The sequence below is a fragment of the Hungatella sp. SB206 genome (assembly GCF_051132295.1).
Lineage (GTDB): Bacteria > Bacillota > Clostridia > Lachnospirales > Lachnospiraceae > Hungatella > Hungatella effluvii.
Map to the genome: position 1 here is coordinate 616,595 of NZ_CP096603.1, position 18,072 is coordinate 634,666.

General features: G+C 50.3%; 13 protein-coding genes. 11 read left to right on the top strand and 2 right to left on the bottom strand.

Features of this window, described 5'->3' with window-relative positions:
* The first annotated feature begins 4 nt into the window (after window positions 1-4).
* Window positions 5-502, top strand: coding sequence for a tRNA (uridine(34)/cytosine(34)/5-carboxymethylaminomethyluridine(34)-2'-O)-methyltransferase TrmL (gene trmL / locus M1L66_RS02885; RefSeq protein ID WP_187022725.1), 498 nt, complete (start codon window positions 5-7; stop codon window positions 500-502).
* 85 nt (window positions 503-587) lie between these two features.
* Here the strand turns inward: trmL and M1L66_RS02890 are convergent, their stop codons facing one another.
* Together M1L66_RS02890 and M1L66_RS02895 are read right to left on the bottom strand one after the other, a co-directional pair.
* Window positions 588-1,994, bottom strand: a complete 1,407-nt coding sequence (locus M1L66_RS02890; RefSeq protein ID WP_434690690.1) for an ATP-binding protein — start codon at window positions 1,992-1,994, stop codon at window positions 588-590.
* Window positions 1,995-2,202: 208 nt separating this feature from the next.
* Window positions 2,203-2,616 (bottom strand): entericidin EcnAB, encoded by a 414-nt coding sequence (locus M1L66_RS02895; RefSeq protein WP_187022703.1) that lies wholly within the window; start codon window positions 2,614-2,616, stop codon window positions 2,203-2,205.
* A 557-nt stretch (window positions 2,617-3,173) separates the two neighbouring features.
* Between M1L66_RS02895 and M1L66_RS02900 the strand changes: the two genes are divergently transcribed.
* From M1L66_RS02900 to M1L66_RS02945, 10 genes are all read left to right on the top strand, one after another.
* Window positions 3,174-4,637: a sulfatase family protein gene (locus tag M1L66_RS02900; protein ID WP_434690694.1), complete on the top strand. Its 1,464-nt coding sequence runs from the start codon at window positions 3,174-3,176 to the stop codon at window positions 4,635-4,637.
* Window positions 4,638-4,702: 65 nt separating this feature from the next.
* A complete protein-coding gene (locus M1L66_RS02905; RefSeq protein WP_434690696.1) occupies window positions 4,703-4,936 on the top strand; it encodes a hypothetical protein in 234 nt (77 codons plus the stop codon).
* Window positions 4,937-4,967: 31 nt separating this feature from the next.
* Window positions 4,968-7,253, top strand: coding sequence for a helix-turn-helix domain-containing protein (locus M1L66_RS02910; protein ID WP_434690699.1), 2,286 nt, complete (start codon window positions 4,968-4,970; stop codon window positions 7,251-7,253).
* A gap of 149 nt (window positions 7,254-7,402) precedes the next feature.
* Window positions 7,403-8,344 carry an ABC transporter permease gene (locus M1L66_RS02915; RefSeq protein ID WP_002601943.1) on the top strand — a complete coding sequence of 314 codons (942 nt, stop codon included), beginning with the start codon at window positions 7,403-7,405 and terminating at the stop codon, window positions 8,342-8,344.
* A 26-nt stretch (window positions 8,345-8,370) separates the two neighbouring features.
* Window positions 8,371-9,246, top strand: a complete 876-nt coding sequence (locus tag M1L66_RS02920) for a carbohydrate ABC transporter permease (protein ID WP_434690702.1) — start codon at window positions 8,371-8,373, stop codon at window positions 9,244-9,246.
* A gap of 35 nt (window positions 9,247-9,281) precedes the next feature.
* Window positions 9,282-10,919: an extracellular solute-binding protein gene (locus tag M1L66_RS02925; protein WP_434690704.1), complete on the top strand. Its 1,638-nt coding sequence runs from the start codon at window positions 9,282-9,284 to the stop codon at window positions 10,917-10,919.
* Between the two features lie 120 nt (window positions 10,920-11,039).
* Window positions 11,040-12,458 (top strand): sulfatase-like hydrolase/transferase, encoded by a 1,419-nt coding sequence (locus tag M1L66_RS02930; protein ID WP_434690707.1) that lies wholly within the window; start codon window positions 11,040-11,042, stop codon window positions 12,456-12,458.
* 19 nt (window positions 12,459-12,477) lie between these two features.
* Window positions 12,478-14,436, top strand: a complete 1,959-nt coding sequence (locus M1L66_RS02935) for a glutaminase domain-containing protein (protein ID WP_434690710.1) — start codon at window positions 12,478-12,480, stop codon at window positions 14,434-14,436.
* Window positions 14,437-14,632: 196 nt separating this feature from the next.
* Entirely contained in the window at window positions 14,633-16,465 is a 1,833-nt protein-coding gene (locus M1L66_RS02940; RefSeq protein ID WP_434690713.1) for a sensor histidine kinase, read from the top strand.
* Window positions 16,440-17,924: a helix-turn-helix domain-containing protein gene (locus M1L66_RS02945; RefSeq protein WP_187022694.1), complete on the top strand. Its 1,485-nt coding sequence runs from the start codon at window positions 16,440-16,442 to the stop codon at window positions 17,922-17,924. The genes M1L66_RS02940 and M1L66_RS02945 overlap by 26 nt, the downstream gene beginning before the upstream one ends.
* The last annotated feature ends 148 nt before the right edge of the window (window positions 17,925-18,072 follow it).

Here is an 18,072-nt window from a genome sequence, read left to right on the forward strand (position 1 = left end):
AATCATTATGAACGTTGTATTACTGGAACCAGAGATGCCGGCCAATACCGGCAATATCGGAAGAACCTGTGTGGCCACGGGGACGAAGCTTCATCTCATCGAGCCGCTGGGATTTAAACTGAATGACAAGCTGATCAAGAGGGCCGGACTGGACTACTGGGATAAGCTGGATGTGACGGTTTACTGTGATTACCAGGATTTCCTGGACAGGAATCCGGGAGCAAAGATTTATATGGCTACGACGAAGGGGCTTCATGTTTATTCAGATGTGGAGTATGAGCCGGACTGTTTCCTGATGTTCGGGAAAGAGAGCGCTGGAATTCCGGAGGATATTCTCCTGGAGAATCAGGAGCAGTGTGTGAGGATTCCCATGTGGGGAGACATACGTTCGCTGAACCTGTCAAACTCGGTGTCGATTGTGCTGTATGAGGCGCTTAGACAGAACGGTTTTGAGAAGATGACCATGCGGGGGCAGCTGCACCATCTGCATTGGAAAGAGTAAGTATGACAGCGTGTACAGGATAAGAACAGGTAAGATAAACAGAAAGGAAGGCTGAGTCATTCAGCCCTCCTTTTTTTCTGTTTTATTAAAGAATAGTAGATTTCGGAAGGCTGAATATAAATTCTGTTCCAACGCCCTCTGTGCTGACTACATCAATGTTTTCACCGTGAGACTGGATGATCTCCTTTACGATCGCCAGGCCAAGGCCGGTTCCCTTCTTATCTTTTCCGCGTGATAAATCAGATTTGTAAAAACGTTCCCATATTTTCTTTATGCTGTCCTTCGGGATACCGATTCCGGTGTCCTTTACGGAGATAAAGATCTTTTCGTATTTCCCGGAAGCCTGGATGTAGATGGTGGAATCATGGTGGCTGAATTTGATGGCATTGTCGATCAGGTTGTACATGACCTGCTGAATCTTTCCGAGATCGGCGTAAACCATCTGAATATTGTTGGAGAAGGTCAGGTCGAAGTTGATATTCTTCTCCTCACACGTTCCCTCAAAGGATGCCGCCGTATCCTTGATTACCCGGTTGATGTCGAAATTCGTCCGGTTTAAATAGCCCTTGCTGTCCAGCGTGTTCAGCGTCAGCATTCCCTGCGTCAGCTTGTTTAACCGCTCGGTCTCTGTAATCACCCGTGTTAAATACTTTTCATACATCTCAGGAGGGATGGTGCCATCCAGAATGGCCTCCAAGTACCCTTTGATGGATGTCAGCGGGGAGCGGAAATCATGAGACACATTGGCGATAAATGTCTTCTGGTATTCCTCCATCTTGTTCAGCTCATCCGACATATAGTTTAAGGTGGCCGCTAAATATCCCATCTCGTCTCTGGTATTCACATCAATGTGGTACGTTAAATTCCCCTGAGCGTATTCGTTGGCGCCCGCCGTGATCTTTTTCAGCGGGAAGTATACCGTCTTTGTAAAGACGAGAAGGATGATCAGGGAGAGGCCGAATACCACGGCGAGTGTAATGTATACAATATTCAAAATGCCATCTCTCGTATTCTGCAGAACAGAGAGCGGCATATGGATGACCACATAGCCGTAAGTCGTGTAATTCCCGGTAATGGGGGCGTGGACACTCAGTACATCATAGGTGAACTGGTCATAGAATGTGCCGATGGTATACGACTTGTTGCCGGCCGCCGTGGGATCGAAGCGGTCGATGACCCGGCCGGTCCGCTCTGACTGGTCGCTGTCCACCACAATCTTTCCCTGGCGGTCGATGATCCAGATCTGGGCGTGAAGGTAATGGGCGGATCCCACCAGCTGAGGGTAGGATGAGATCAGATCCATGTCTTTTCCATGATACATACCGCTGTAGGTGGAGGCGATCTGATTGGCTTCATCGTACAGCGAATCAGCCTGTTCGCGGATCAGGTAGCGCTCCGTCATTCGGGAAGACAGGGTGGCAATTGAGGCAAAACCTAAAAGGCCGAATACCAGGTAGCCGAGAATAAACTTGTAATAAAGGGAATGAGTCATTGTGATTCTCCATTTTTATTGATCTTTAGGTATCGTTCGATATGATAAATTAAGTATAATACTTTTTGGCCATTAAGTCACTACGGATTTTAACAGGACGGGGAGAAAGACTGTTATTAATTTACTTTTCATGGAATAAAACGAATGCTCCGCCCTTCCGGCAGTAAAACCGGTTGGCGGAGCATTAACTCTGTTCTGGAAAATCCGTTTATTTTGCAGGCTGAATATCGGTGACAACGGTATCGAGGTTGTCCGGGGTGGGCAGTCCGTTGGTATAGCTCACGGTTATTTTATCTCCTGACTTGATATCTTTGTACTCTTCACTCTGTGTTTCATCCAGTGGGAAGACGTACGCTTCCTCGCCTTCTTCCGCAACAATGGTAATCATAAAGCCTTTGTTTTCCTCTACAACTCCGGTTACAGTACCTTCGCTGTTCTGGGAATCTCCTGTGGAATCGGAGCCGGAATCGGCAGCACCGGATTCGTCCCTGGTGGTTGTGCTGGCGGAAGTTTCCGTCTTTGCAGATGTAGTCGGGGCAGCAGCTTCCTTTTTCGATGAGCATGCGGCCGCAGATAATGCGAATACCAGGACAGCTGCGATGATTAATAATTTCTTCTTCATAATATTCCTCCATATGATGTTTTTTTTATTACAGAGAATTAGACGTGAAAGAGAAGTAAAAAGTTGCAAAGGATGGAAAAAAATGTTTCAGCCACTTATCGACATGGCGGACAAAGTTATCCACAATAATGTGGAAATGTCTGTGGATTAATTGTTAATATCTGAAAATTGTGTGAACTGGTATGTGGAAAACGTAAAAAAGGGAATGAAGAGTGTGGATAACGGAAAGATATGGGGGAAAGAGGAAAAATACGGAAAGATTTTATTTGAAATAACTTTTTCAAATAATAGTATGGTATTCTTAAAATTGTCTTGCTAAAAAGGAGCCCATATCCCTGGAATCCTGAGCTGCCGCACAGATATCCGACAGTGAATCCCTTGCTGCAGAAACAAAACAGCAAAGGAGGCGGGGAACAAAGAATACATATTGAAATTAAACTACATATCCACGGACCGGCATCCTACATATTGACAGGGAGTTACAAATTGTAAGCGCAATTCTTCCTTGTTAAGATAACAGTAATACAATTGGTCAGATGACTGGAGGAATGGTAACGATGGATATGGAAAAAAATGCAGAGATGGAGAAAAGCGAAAGACAAGACAGACCGGCGATCGTGATGATTACCTGTGATGAACTGAACCGGAAGACGTTGGGATGTTACGGAGGGAAAGCAATTACCACGCCGCATATCGACAGTCTGGCGGAAGAGGGCACAAACTATGAGAACTGCTATACCGTCAGCCCCTGGTGCCTGCCGTCCAGATGCTCGATCCTTACAGGCCGTTATCCGCACAACAGCGGCGCCTACAGCAATTTCCGCAAGTGCGCGCTGGATACGGGAATCAGCAACCTGTTCCAGTCGCTGAGGGAAAGCGGCTACCGCACTTCCGTGTTTGGAAAATGTCATTTTGCACCGGTTCCCTACTCGGAGACGCGGGCGGACCGGACTCTGCCGTATGAGGAGTTCAAAGCATATTACGAGAGTCTGGGGATCGATCATCTGGAACTGGAGGATGACAAACAGGTATCCGTCTGGTTCTGCGATGATTACAGCAAAGAGCTGGATCAGGCCGGATATTTGAAAGCATACCGGGATGCGGTGTGGAATCCGGACTACAGGAAGGTCTTCCCGTTCCCTGGACCGGCAGACTGGCATCCGGATGCCTGGACCGGCAGAAAGGCGGTGGAGTATATTCACAGCTATGAGGAGGAAAAGCCTCTGTTTGCCTGGATATCCTTCAGCGGCCCCCATTATACCTTCGATGCGCCGGAGGAGTATTTGAGTCAGGTGGACATGGCCGGGCTGCCGCCGCTTATTAAGCGGGAAGGAGAACTGGACGGGGAAGACCGTATTCATCACGACAGCTACTTTGGAGGCCCAAACAGCAACATCGATGGCTGCGGCCATGCTGACGGCCATGCGTGCAAAAATTATACCGATGAATACTGGGACCGGCTCAGAAGAAGCTACTGCGGAAATGTAAAGCTGATCGACGACCAGGTCGGAGAGATTATAAAAGCCGTCAAAGCGAAATACGGGGACAATGCCCTGATCCTGTTTTCCACTGACCACGGGGAGATGCTGGGAGATCATGGATTGTGGGGAAAACATAACTGCGCGTACGACGAGGTGTGGCATATTCCGCTTCTGGTAAAGTACCCGGGCCAAAAGACGGGGACGGCGGACCGGCGGCTCGTGAACTCCGTGGACTTCCTGCCGACGTGCCTGGAGGCGGCGGGGGCCGTGATACCGGTCTGCGACGGCAGACCGCTCAGCGATCCGGATTGGGAACGGGATTATACCTTTGCGGAGGGAGAGGGGTATCTGGCTGTCACGGACGGGAGATATAAGTATGTCCACGTACAGAAGGGCAGGGAACACGGAAGAGAGCTGCTGGATCTGCGGGAAGATCCGAACGAGTTTGAAAACCGGATCGCACTGCCCGAATACCAGGAAGCCCTGGCGGCGCTTCGGGAAAAGATGATCGAACATGTGATTCCGGCCATTCTGGCTTAGAGGACGCGGTCAGGGAGAGATATGGAGACAACGCGGTCATCCTGTTTACGGCAGACCACGGGGAGATGCTGGGCAATCACGGGCTATGGGGAAAAATCATATGTGCCTACGATGAAACCGACTGCCTGAGAAAATACATCCATTTGCAGCGTCAAAATGGAAAGAAAAGAGAATTGATCGATTTGATGAAAGATCCTCATGAGTTTGATAACCGGGTAAGCTGGCCGGAATATCAGGCAGAGGCAGCGCATCTGGAAGAGAAGATGCTTGAACATATGATTCCGTCGGTATTGGCCTGATATTGGGCTGTGGGGGGATAGGAGGGGAACTATGAAAAAAATGAGCTGGAGAAAGAGACTGTTTTATTCCTATATTTTTATTGGGGTGATTCCGCTTCTGGTGTTGGGGGCGTTTTTTTATTATGGAAACCGCATGACGGAGAGGAAAGAACTGGAGAAATCCAATTCGGCCATGTTGTCGCAGGTACTCCAGAAGCTGGATTATGTGACGGAAAAGATGAACAGCGCCGCGTATCATTTCTCAGGGAGTGAGATAGAGGAACAGTTAAATGATGTCAGGTACGAGCGGGCGGAGATCGATGAGGGACTGGTGGCCTCTCAGCTGATGACATATTCAGAAATCGTGGGGGACACGGAAAATGATGTGAAGCCAATTCTCTATTTAAGAGGGGATAAATCTGTTTACACAATGGATGGGAAGATTCCTTACTCCGAATTTGAAAAGGACATGAACCAGTACGGAGACTTAAACGAGGCTTCGTTTTTCGGAACCATAAATTCGGTTAAGGATGACCGTTCTCTCAAGATTGGGGAGGAGAAGCAGGCGGGGGAAGAATCGTCCATCGTTTATTTTCTGTACCCGATTCCGTATATGAATAATATTCCGATTGCCACGATTGGCTTTGGGTTTGGCTCCGATTCTCTAAATGAGCTGATAAAAACGTATTATACGGCGGATTCTGCCATCTATATTTTCAATGAACGGTATTTAACGCTGTTTCAATGCGGGCAGGAGAACTGTTCCGGGTTAAGCCGGGAGTCGCTTGACAATCTGGCCATAAAGTACAGAAGAACCGGAGGGAAGCTGGTAGAAGAACGGGTGGATGGAGGTTCCTTCATCATTATGAGGGAGATTTCGGCAAATTCCGGGCTGTCGGTGGTGTCGATCACGGACAGTAAGAAATTCTATCAGTCGGGCAGTGAGTTTGCCTCCTGGTATATTTTCCTGATTGCCGTCCTGTTTATAGGTGGAATTCTGCTATCCCTCGTGCTGTCACGGAGCAACTACAAGCCGATTCAGAAGCTGGTCCAGAAAATTGTGGATCAGGACACCATGGCAGATCAGGAGCAGGAAGGAATTAATGAATTTGAGATCATCACAAATAAATGGACCGATGTCCAAAATAAAAATGAAGAGCTGAGCGCACTTTTAAACCGTCAGAGGCCCATGGTGGTGGCCTCCTGTCTGAGGCGGATTCTAAAAGGCAAGTTTAAGACCTCGGAGGAAATGGAGGCGACGCTGAAATCGGCGAATATTAACTTAAGCTACCGCTATAATTTCGTGATCCTGCTTCCGATTCCCGTGGAGGACAGCTTCGAGGAAGATAAAAATCTTCGTATTATGACGGTTCTGGCCGGTTTTATGCAGCCATTTATCCACGTCTACGGCCTCGACATGCTGAAGGACAACGGAAGCGCGGTGATTGTCAACTGCGGGGAGCGGACCGCGGGTGAGAAAAATGTGGATATCCGTCTGTCCGTGGCGGACCACCTATGCCGTGAACTGGAGACCCGTTATGAGATTTCCATCCCCTTTTATATGGGAAGAATCTACGAAGATGTCATGGATATAAACCGCTCTTTCTTGGAGTCCGCGGCCATCGCTTCGGATTACCATATGCTGGGAAATCAAAAGGTAATTCTGTTTGAGGAGATCGGTTACGAGGAACAGAATATCCAGTATCCCATTCTGGAACAGGCCCTGTTTATCCAGTGTCTGAAACAGGCTAACGAGGAGGCGGCTTTAAAGGCGCTGGACAATATGATCGGGGAGATCGAACCGCTGAAATCGTTTGTCATCACACAGTGCCTCTGCTTCGATATCATCAATATTACGATCAAGACGCTGGACCAGCTAAAGGGCTTTGAACTGAAGAATGTGGATTTAAAGAAGCTGATCACCTTTAAGAGTCTGCCGGAATTCCGCGAAAAGATGGCCGGCCTTACGATCGAGATGTGCCGCCAGTTTGCCGAATTTAAGGACAGCAGAAACAATGAGCGCAAATCAGAAATACTTGATTATGTCAACTGCCATTACGGCGACAGCAGCATGGGATTAGAGAGCGTCGCAGACGAATTCGGCGTATCCTCCAATTACCTCAGCCGGTTTTTCAAGCAGGAGACAGGCTGCTCTTTTATTCAGTATGTCACCATGATCCGGATGGACCGGGCCAGGGAACTGCTGGTGAACAGCAATAAACAGATCAAGGAGATCGTGGCGGAGATCGGATATATCGATGTTGCTAATTTTGTCAGAAAGTTTAAGGGATATGAGGGCGTGACGCCGGGACAGTACAGGGAAAAGATGAGAATATGACATACTGCTTAAAAAGCACATATCCTTGCTGGTACAGGGCTACATATGGAAACGGAATCACAAATTGAAAGGAAGAAGGCAATCCTCTATACTGTGGGCAGAAAGGAGGAGTGAAACGTGAGAGATCAGGAAATGAGAGGGGGAGTATTATGAGGAGGGAAAAGAAACGAAAGCAGGAGGAAGCATTTGCCGTAAGGCTGAAAAAGGACTTTATCCGATACCGCTATATCTATCTGATGCTCCTTCCGGTAGTCATCTACTATGCGGTATTCTGCTACGGTCCCATGAGCAAAATCGTCATTGCATTCCAGAATTTTAAGCCCGCGCTTGGAATTTCCGGGAGCAAATGGGTAGGCATGAAGTATTTTATTGATTTCTTTACCGGGCCGTACGCGTGGAGACTGATCCGGAATACGCTGCTTCTGAATATACTGCAGATTATTCTGGCCTTTCCGGTGCCGATTATCCTGGCGCTTCTTATTAATGAGATACAGTGCCGCCCCTACAAGAAGCTGGTGCAAACGGTCAGCTATATGCCTCACTTCATATCGCTTGTCGTCATGTGCAGCCTGCTCCTGACGTTCAGCCGTTCGGATGGAATCTTTAATGACTTCCTTGCCCTCTTCGGTGTAGAGCGAAGCAATCTGATGGCAAATGCAAAGCTGTTCCGGCCGATGTATGTCTTAAGTGGGATCTGGCAGGAGGCGGGCTGGGGAAGCATCATCTATCTGGCCACTCTTTCCACCATTGATCCCGGCTTATATGAGGCCGCCACCATCGATGGGGCCAGCCGGTTCCAGCGAATGCTTTACGTATCATTTCCCGGACTGGTGCCGATTATTATCGTACAGCTGATTATGAGAGTCGGAAATATCCTGACAATGGGGTTTGAAAAGGTATTTCTCCTTTACAACCCGCTTACATACGACACGGCGGATATTATTTCCACCTATATTTACCGCCAGGGCCTGGAACTGACCAATTACAGCTATGGTACGGCGGTGGGGCTGTTTAACTCGGCGGTCAACCTATTGATTCTCGTGCTGGCGAATCGTCTGAGCAGAAAAGCGACAGGAGAAAGCCTGTGGTAGGGCGGGCTTCCGGAAAGGAGAGAGGAATGAAGAAACAGAAATCTCCGGGAGACAGAATCTTTATTTCTATGGTATATGTCCTGATGGGACTCATGGGGCTGATCTGCCTTTACCCCATGTGGCACGTGGTCATGGCGTCCTTCAGTGATCCCATCGAGCTGATGAGGCACACGGGGGTGATCCTGAAGCCGTTGGGATTCTCCCTGGAGGGGTACCGGGTGGTGATCGAGAACCCCAATATACTGCCGAGCTACTTCAATACAATTGTGTATGTGCTGGTGGGAACGGCCATTAACATGTTTCTCACCATTCTGGGGGCGTATGCGCTGTCCAGAAAAGGGTTCATGCTGAAACAGCCGCTCACGCTGCTGATCGTATTTACCATGTATTTTAATGCGGGACTCATACCGAATTTCCTGCTGGTGAAGGGGCTGGGCCTTTATAATACGATCTGGGCGTTAGTTCTTCCCGGTGCCATTTCCACATGGAACTTAATCGTTATGAAGACGTCATTTCAGTCGATCCCGGTCAGCCTTGAGGAGTCCGCCAGGCTGGATGGCGCCAACGACTTCGTGATTCTGTTTAAGATCATCCTGCCGCTGTCCAAGGCGACGATGGCGGTTATGGTGCTGTTCTATGCGGTGGCGCACTGGAGTTCCTGGTTTAATGCCATGATTTATCTGAGAGATAAGAGCAAATTTCCCCTGCAGCTTGTCATGCGGGAGATTCTGATCGCCAATTCATCCGGCGGAAACAGCATGATGGATACGGATGCGATGTTCCTGGAGGAAATCGTAAAATATTCCACGATTGTGGTTGCGACGGTCCCGATTCTGTTTATCTATCCGTTTGCGCAGAAATACTTTATGTCGGGTGTGATGATGGGGTCTGTAAAAGAGTAAAAAAGTTAAAATTATTGATTGGGAGGTAATCAAAAATGAGAAAGAAACAAATCGTATGTTTGACACTGGCGGCTGCTCTGTTAGGTCTTACCGCATGTGGAAATGCACAGAGCGCAGGTACCGCGGCATCAACTGAAAAAGCGAAAAACGAAGGAACAGAGGGGACGAAGAGTACGGAGACCACGGAAGCGGGAAAAGACGGGGACAGCAGTGAGCCGGTTACCCTGACTTACTGGGTTCCATTTGGCAGCAGCGCGTCAAAATACGTGACCGGTGACAATGACAATGTGGCGTATCAGGAGGCCATGAAACGTCTGGGGATCAACATTGAGTTTATCCATCCGGCGATCGGACAGGAACAGGAAGAATTTAACCTGCTGTTCCTGGGAGATAAGCTTCCCGATATCATCGCCTATGCGGATCGTTATGCGGGCGGTGAATTTCAGGGAATGAGAGACGGGGTGTTTAAAGATCTGACAGAGCTGGTTCCTCAGTATGCGCCGGACTACTATAAGGTATTGACGGAAAATGAAGAGTTTTACAGGGAGTCCACCGATAACAACGGCCATATCGTGAGCTTCAACAACTGCAAGCCCGTTGCCGACCCGCCTTTCCGCAGATGGGTCTTCAAGAAGGACTTATTGAGCGAGCTGGACTGTGATATACCGAAAACGGTGGCGGATTACGAGGCCATGTTTGAAAAGATCAAGGCGAAGGGAATGACTCCTTACCTCCTGGATAAGTTTGGATATGAGGTACAGCTGGAAGGTCTGTTTGATGTTTATTACAATAAAGATAATAACTTCTTCCAGAAAGACGGCGTCGTCAAGTGTGCGCCTCTGGAGGACGGATTTAAGGATTATCTGACCCTGATTAACAAGTGGTATTCAAGCGGTTATATCTCCAAGGATTTCAGCAGCATCAAGGACGCGGAGGCCAATACGCTGTTTGACACGGATCAGATCGGTACCTATCTTGCTCCAACCGTTGCCACCTTTAACCGCGGCGAGAGGCAGGGCTTTGAAGTCGTGTCGGCTCCGTATATCAGGCTGGAAGAGGGACAGCAGCTCCACTGGGAGGAATACAATGTATGGCCGAGAACGCGGGAGCACGAGTCCACGGTGGTCATCAGCAAGGACTGTCAGAACGTAGAAGCCGCCATGAAATTTTTAAATTACGGCTACACGGAGGAGGGCGCCAATCTCTACAACTGGGGCGTGGAAGGTGTCAACTGGAATTGGCAGGGAGACAAGCGGGTGTATAACGACACCATGCTGAACAATCCAAAGTTTGGAACAGAGGAAGCCAGTTTTATTTACAAGGTACATTTTGCGCCGAAGATCAACTACCCCGATGTCGAGTGTCATGCGAACCTCTTAAAGAGTGAGGGAGCTCTGGCAATCCGTATGAAATGGTCGGATGATGATAAGATCGACAGCAGCCTTCAGCTTCCGCCATACCAGCTGGAGGAGGATGAGCAGCAGAGACTGGGTGAAATTATGACTCCGGTCAATACCTATATCGATGAGATGACACTTAAATTTATCACGGGCGCGGAGCCGCTGGATAATTTCAATAATTTCCGTGTGACCATCAAGTCAATGGGAATTGACGAAGCGCTGCAGTTAAAGCAGGATGGACTCGATGCCTATATGGCGAAGGAAGTGAAATAGAGCAGTTCGCCGGAGGAAGCAAAATAGTAGAGAAAGTAGTAAAAATAGTGTTCTGGATTCCATAAAAAATCCTGTTAAAATAGAGTCAGAACTGAAAAATGACACAGGAAAGAGGTTCCAATGAGCAGAGAAAGTAAAAAGCCAAATCTGATATACATTTTTGCAGATCAGCTTCGTTACTCCAGCCTGGGCTATGCAGGAGACTTAAGAGCCCAGACTCCTAACATTGACGCGCTGTGTGCGAAGAGCACGGATATGTGCCGGATGGTCAGCGGCCATCCGGTGTGCGCGCCGTACCGCGCCTCACTGTTTACGGGAAAATATACGACGAGTACGGGGATGGTGATCAATGAGATCCGGATGAATCCGAACCATCACACCTTTGCGGACGTGTTAAATGAAAATGGCTATGAGACCGCATACATCGGAAAATGGCATATGTATGCGTCGGAGCTGGGCAACCATTACGATCCGAAAAACTCCTATATTCCAAAGGGCAGGGACCGGCTGGGCTTTAACGGGTATTTTGCAGCCTATAATTTCCGCCATGAGTATTCCGTGGGGACGGCCTACTATCATCTGGACAGTCCGGAAAAGATTTACTACGACAAATACGAGCCGGACGCCCAGACCGACATGGCCATAGAGCAGCTGGAGCGGCTGGCCCGTGGGGACTCCCCCTTTGCGCTGTTTTTATCCATCGGCACGCCCCACGATCCGTGGGAACCGGATAATGTGCCCGAGGAGTGCTTAAGGCGGTTTGCACATACGGATTTCGATTATCCGCCCAATTACCTTCCGGAAAACGATCCGCACGCCGACCAGTGGGCCCGCTTAAGCGAAGAGGAGAGGAAGTGCCTCCCTGAATGGATGAGGGTATACTATGCCATGACTGCCAATTTAGATGACAACATCGGCCGTCTGAAGGAGGCGGTCAGCCGCATTGGCCTGGAAGAGAACTCCATCATCGTCTTTACCTCCGATCACGGAGAGCTGTTTGGGGCCCATGGCAGGAGGGCGAAGAATATTTTCTATGAGGAGGCAGTCCGGGTGCCGATGCTGATCCGGTGGCCGGGACATCTGGAGGAACATGTCAGGAGAGACTGTGTCATGAACACGGTGGATATTATGCCGACCCTTCTGTCGCTCATGGACCTTCCCGTTCCTTTGGGGGCGGAGGGAAAGGATTTCAGCATGGCGGTAAAGGGAGAGGAGGTCAGAGACGACGGCGCGCTTATGATGTGTACCGGGCCTACCGCGGCCTGGGGCGACGGGCAGGAATGGAGGGCATTTAGGACCCGGAGGTATAAGTATGCCGTATACCGCTCCGACCAACAGGAGTTTTTATTCGATCTGGAGAATGATCCGTATGAAAGGAATAATCTGGCCGGAGATCCGGAATACCGCGGCCGGCTGGAGGACTTAAAGAGGCAGATGTATTCCAGAATGGAGGCGGTCGGAGACCGTTTTGAGAGCAATACCTACTACCGGGACCACTGGGTAGAAGACAGAATCATCAGACATACCGCAACCATATAGCGAAAGGGGAACTTTAATTATGAAAATAGAGAGAGCAGCGAGTGTACCGCTGATTGTACACGATCCATATTTCAGCATCTGGTCGGGAGGCGACCATTTAAATAACTGCGATACCTCCCACTGGAGCGGAGCACGCCAGGCGGTCCGCGGTTACGTCGTGATTGACGGAACGCCTTACTGTTTTATGGGTGATCCGGAATTCAGTCAGACGATCGGCCAGACCGGGCTGTCCATCACACCGACGTCCACGGAATATCAGTTTGAAAATGAATGGATCACCATGCAGGTACGGTTTACCTCCCCGCTGCTGCTTGACGATCTGCTGCTGGTATCGCGTCCGTGCACGTATCTTGATGTCACCGTTTCCCGGAAGAAGCCGGCCGGCGTCCGCGTGGTATTTGCCTTTTCCTCCGATCTTGTGAAATTTACGGACGGACCGGTAAACGGCGATGTGCAGCAGACAGAGAAATTCCGATATGGCGTCATGGGAAAGGCATTCCAGACCCCACTGGGGCACAGCGGAGACCACACGACCATTGACTGGGGATACTTATATCTGGCCGGCCGTGGCCCGGAGGCCCGATTTGCTTATGACAGCGAAAAGGAGCGGCTGGATGGAATCGTCGAACTGGGAACGGAGTCGGAGAGCGGCGGAATCGTGGCGGCCTACGACGACCTTGTCTCCATCAACTATTTCGGCCAGTGGAGAAAGGCTTATTGGACAAAGAAATATCCCACGATTATCGACGCCATCGGAGCCAGCCTTGATGAGCGGGAGGATGTGCTGAAAAAGAGCGAGGCTCTGGACCGCAGCCTGACCGAGCGGGCAAGGGAGATGGGCGGAGAGGACTATGAGCTCCTGTGCTGTCTCAGCTACCGCCAGGCGGTGGCGGCCCATAAGCTGATTGAGGACGAGGACGGAAATCTGATTTTTCTGTCCAAGGAAAATGATTCCAACGGATGCATCGGTACCGCCGATGTCAGCTATCCGTCAGTGCCGCTGTTCCTCATGTACAGCACGGATTACATAAAAGGGATGCTGCGGCCGGTGTTCCGCTTTGCCTCCTGTGACGTGTGGGAGTATGACTTCGCGCCGCATGATGTGGGCCGCTATCCGTATGCGTGGGGACAGGTCTACGGACTGAATCCGGAGAAAAAGGGAAAGCAGTACCTTCAGGCCAACGGAGCCGTATTTCCGCCCTATTACCAGTATCCGCCGTGTGATGTCTACGATCTGAAGTTTCAGATGCCCGTAGAGGAATGCGGAAATATGCTGATCATGACGGCTGCCTGCTGTGAAATAGACAAAAATGCGGAGTTTGCAAAGCCGTATCAGGGGCTTCTTAAGACGTGGACGGAGTATCTGCTCACCTACGGAGCGGACCCGGGAGAACAGCTCTGTACCGATGATTTTGCCGGCCATCTGGCTCATAATACGAATCTGGCCGTCAAGGCGATCATGGGAATCAAGGCATACGCCAGAATCCTGGAGCTTCTGGGAGAGGACAGTGAGTCGATGAGATACCGGTGCCGGGCGGCTGCCATGGCTGCGGTCTGGGAGACAACGGCCAGTGGAAAAGGCCACACGGCGCTTACGTTCGGAGACACGGATTCCTGGAGCTTAAAATACAATCTCGTCTGGGACCGCTTTTTCGGTGATCCGTTGTTCTCCGGTGATATTATATCCGGCGACCTGGCATGGTATGTCGAAAAATGCGGGGAGTATGGGACTCCGCTGGACAGCAGGAGCAGCTATACGAAGAGTGACTGGATACTCTGGTGCGCTTCCATGGCGGGAGACAAGGAGATGTTTCAGGCGCTGACCGCGCCGGTGGCTGCCTATGTAAGGGACACAGAGAGCCGGGTTCCATTTTCCGACTGGTACGATACGGTGAGCGGCCGATACTGCCACTTTATCGCCAGGAGCGTCCAGGGGGGAATCTATATGCCGATGTTTATGGAGAGATTTAAGAAATAGAAGAACGGAAGCTTTTGCACGTCCCGTTATCGGCGTGCAAAAGCTTTTTGCGGCTTATACCTGTGAGCCGCGATCACAGGGGTAAAGCCACTCCACTAAGCTCGTGAGAAACCTCGCTAAGTGGAGATGACATGTATCGCACGTAAGCGGCCAAAGGACGCCCGCTAAGTGCTCATAACTAGGAGGGAGGATACATATGAGTCTGCATTCCATACAAACAAAAATCATGACGGTCAGCCTGTTGATTGCGGTAGGCACCGCGGTCGCCTCGCTGATCATCTCGTTCTATGCGGAGATCAATACCATTAAATCCACGACAGAGCGGTATACGGAACAGTATATTTCCTTTGCGGACCGGGAATTTAACAGTATGCTGTCCGAGTCGAAGAAAATCGTACTGTCTGTTGCGCTGGCGCAGGAATTTATTTCCCCCAATCTGGTCAGGGCAGGAGAGGAGGCATCCTATAAAGGGTATCAGCAGAAAAAACAGATTAAGAGCTTCCTGGCCGGTTTTCTCTCGCAGAAGGAATACATAGAGGATATTCTTCTGATTACCGGGGACGGACTCATCTATCAGGCGGGATCGGGGATTGTAATGAAGCGGGAGCTGGATACTCCTGCAATGAAGCGGGCGCTGTCCAGCGATTCCATGGAGCTTATCTATGATGCGGAAGGCCAAAGCCTGCTCCTCAGCCATCCTGTTACGTACTGCCAGGGGAACACGAGGGGAGTTATTGTTGTAAAGCTGAATTACGAATTTATCACCAGCGTATACACCATTGACTTCCTGCGGTCGGTCGCCCTCTATCTGTATCTGCCGGATGGACAGCTGTTCTACACCAACAGCGGAGAGGAGGAGAGACAGGGACCGGTGGAAGAGGTCCGTCAGAAGGCGCCCTCTGCCGGCTACGTAAAATGGAAGGGCAATCCCTATTACTATATCCGCTATGTGTCCGACACCAGCCACATGACGCTTATAAGCCTGATTCCGCAAGATGTGCTGCTGAAAGATGCACAGGAACTGAAGACGAAATTTCTCCTGATCGGCGCGGCGGCTTCTGCGGCGGCACTCCTGGCGGCGGCCTATCTATCGAAGCGGATCTGTGCCGATTTGAAATGCCTTTCCGGCGGAATGGAGGCTGTCCGTTCCGGGAATCTGGGCGTGCGCATGAAAATTCCGGCCAGGGATGAGATTGGCGCTCTGGCGGATACCTTCAACGTGATGATGGACCGGATCGAGGCGCTGATGGCCGAGGTGCGGCAGAAAGAAAAGCTGAAGAGAGAGGCCCAGCAGGATGTGCTGGCATCCCAGATTGAACCGCATTTTCTCTATAATTCCATCGACAGCATCCAGTATGTGGCTCACAGCAGGGATGAGAAGGAGATTGAGGCGGTGGCTGCGTCGCTGTCGGAGTTGCTGCGGAGTGTTCTCTCCAACCACAATGAATTTATTACACTGTGGGAGGAAAAGGATTACATAGAAAATTACCTGACAATTGAGCGTTTCAAGTACCGCAGGCCGTTTACCGTTTTGTGGGACGTGGAGGAGGAACTGTGGAGCTATCCCGTGCCCAAGCTTCTGCTGCAGCCAGTGGTGGAAAATGCCCTGATTCATGGCATTGCGGCGATGGATGGAGACGGAGTGATCAATGTGAAGATATACAGGCAGCAGGATACCGTTATTCCCGCGAGCAACGAGCCAAACGGACACGCTGGCGCGTCCATTTGGCGACTGCCGCGAGGGTCACAAACCCCGCCGCGAGCGGCGGGGTTTGTGATTTTGAAGGTGATGGACAATGGAAGGGGAATCAGTGAGGACAAGCTGGGAGAGCTGAAACAACATATGGCCAGTAAAGGAAAACCGGGATTTCGCAGAATTGGTATTACCAACGTGTTTAACCGGATTCAATTGATCTATGGCGACGGATATGGCGGAACCATAGACAGCTGCGAGGGGATGTTTACGTGCGTGGAACTGCGTTTGCCAGCGGGAGGTGAAAAAGATGGCCTTGAAGATTTTACTGGTTGACGATGAGACGGTCTTCAGAACCTGCATCCGGGAGATGAAATTCTGGGAGACCGGGGAGTTTGTGCTGTCCGGGGAAGCGGGAAGCGGGGACGAGGCGCTTGCCGTGTTGGCGGAGCGGGAGATTGATCTCGTACTCATGGATGTCTCCATGCCGGGAAAGAACGGGATCGTTCTTTCGGAGATCATTTCCCGCAAATATCCGGGAACCGCCATCATCGCCATGAGCAGCTATGATGATTATGATTACGTCCGTGAAATTCTGAAAAACGGCGCGTATGACTATATTCTGAAGAGCCGCCTGTCGGAAGAGTTTCTGGTGCTCACCTTAAAAAACATAGCGACCCGCCTAAAGGGACTCTCCTCCTGGGAGATTAAGGCGGAATTAAGAAGACAGACGCGGGAATGGATCTTCGGGGAAGGGGTCAACCCCTTCACCTCCGATAACAGCAGAAAGGCTGCGGTTATCATCCGGATCAAGGATATGGACCGGACGGCCATGCTTGATGACGGCGGTCTGCTGGAGGGCGTCGCAAAGGCGGCGGAGGCGGCCCGACTGGAGGGCGTAAAGTCTCTGGCCTGCTTAAGAAAGCCGGACTGCATTGTCCTGCTGACCCGGTTTTATGGTGTTATCTCAGAGGCGGAGATAAGAAATAAGCTGGAGTGTATCATGGCCCTGATTCAGGACAGTGTACGCCGCATCTTCCATTTGCGCCTTGATTTTACCCGGTGTCCGCTGTTCTTTAACGACAATTCCCTGAAGAGCTTCCTGCTGCATAAGCTGGAGGAGGCGGGGCCGGAACGGGAAAGCGAGGCCTCTCTTTCCCTGACCATCGGCCAGCATAAACGCCTTCTGGCCGTTGCGGTAGAACACGACGCAGCCTCGGCGGCGCAGCTGATAGAAGAGATATACGGCGGGATTCCTGCCGATCATGCCGGACTCTGCATTATGGTGACGAAAGAGCTTCTGGAGCTGATCGAAAAGATATCGGTGGAATATGAGATTGAACTGGACTTTCTCCCCAGAGAATTCATGCTGTTTCAGTATGCCCGTGTGAAGAGCAGGGAAGCGCTGGTATCCAGTGTATCCGGCCTTTACCGGAATGTGCTGAGAGAGATTAGCGAGAAGGAGGAGAAAAAACGAGGCTATTCTGCCATGGTGCGAAATGCGATTGCCTATCAGAAGGAACATTATAAGAGCCCCATCAGCCTGCGGATGATCGCCGATGGGATCGGCGTGAGCAGTTCCTATCTAAGCCGTATCTTCCATGACGAGACGGGACAGACCGTAACCGATTATCTGAATACGATACGGCTGGAGGAGGCAAAACGCCTGATCCGGGATGGGGTTCCGTTAAAAGAGGTGGTGTCCCGGTGCGGTTTCAGAAACTATGGATATTTTCTGAAAGTCTTTAAGGAATACGTGGGGAAGACGCCGAAGGAGTATCTGGCGAAACAGTAAAAATTGTGGACAGGAAAGTAAAAATAGAAAAGAAAACAGACCATATTCCAATCCTTTTACATGGTAAAATTTTTCTATCAGGAAGTGCTAGTACTGCATTGCGTAATTAACTGTGATAAAACACCCTCTGACGCAGATATCAGGCATT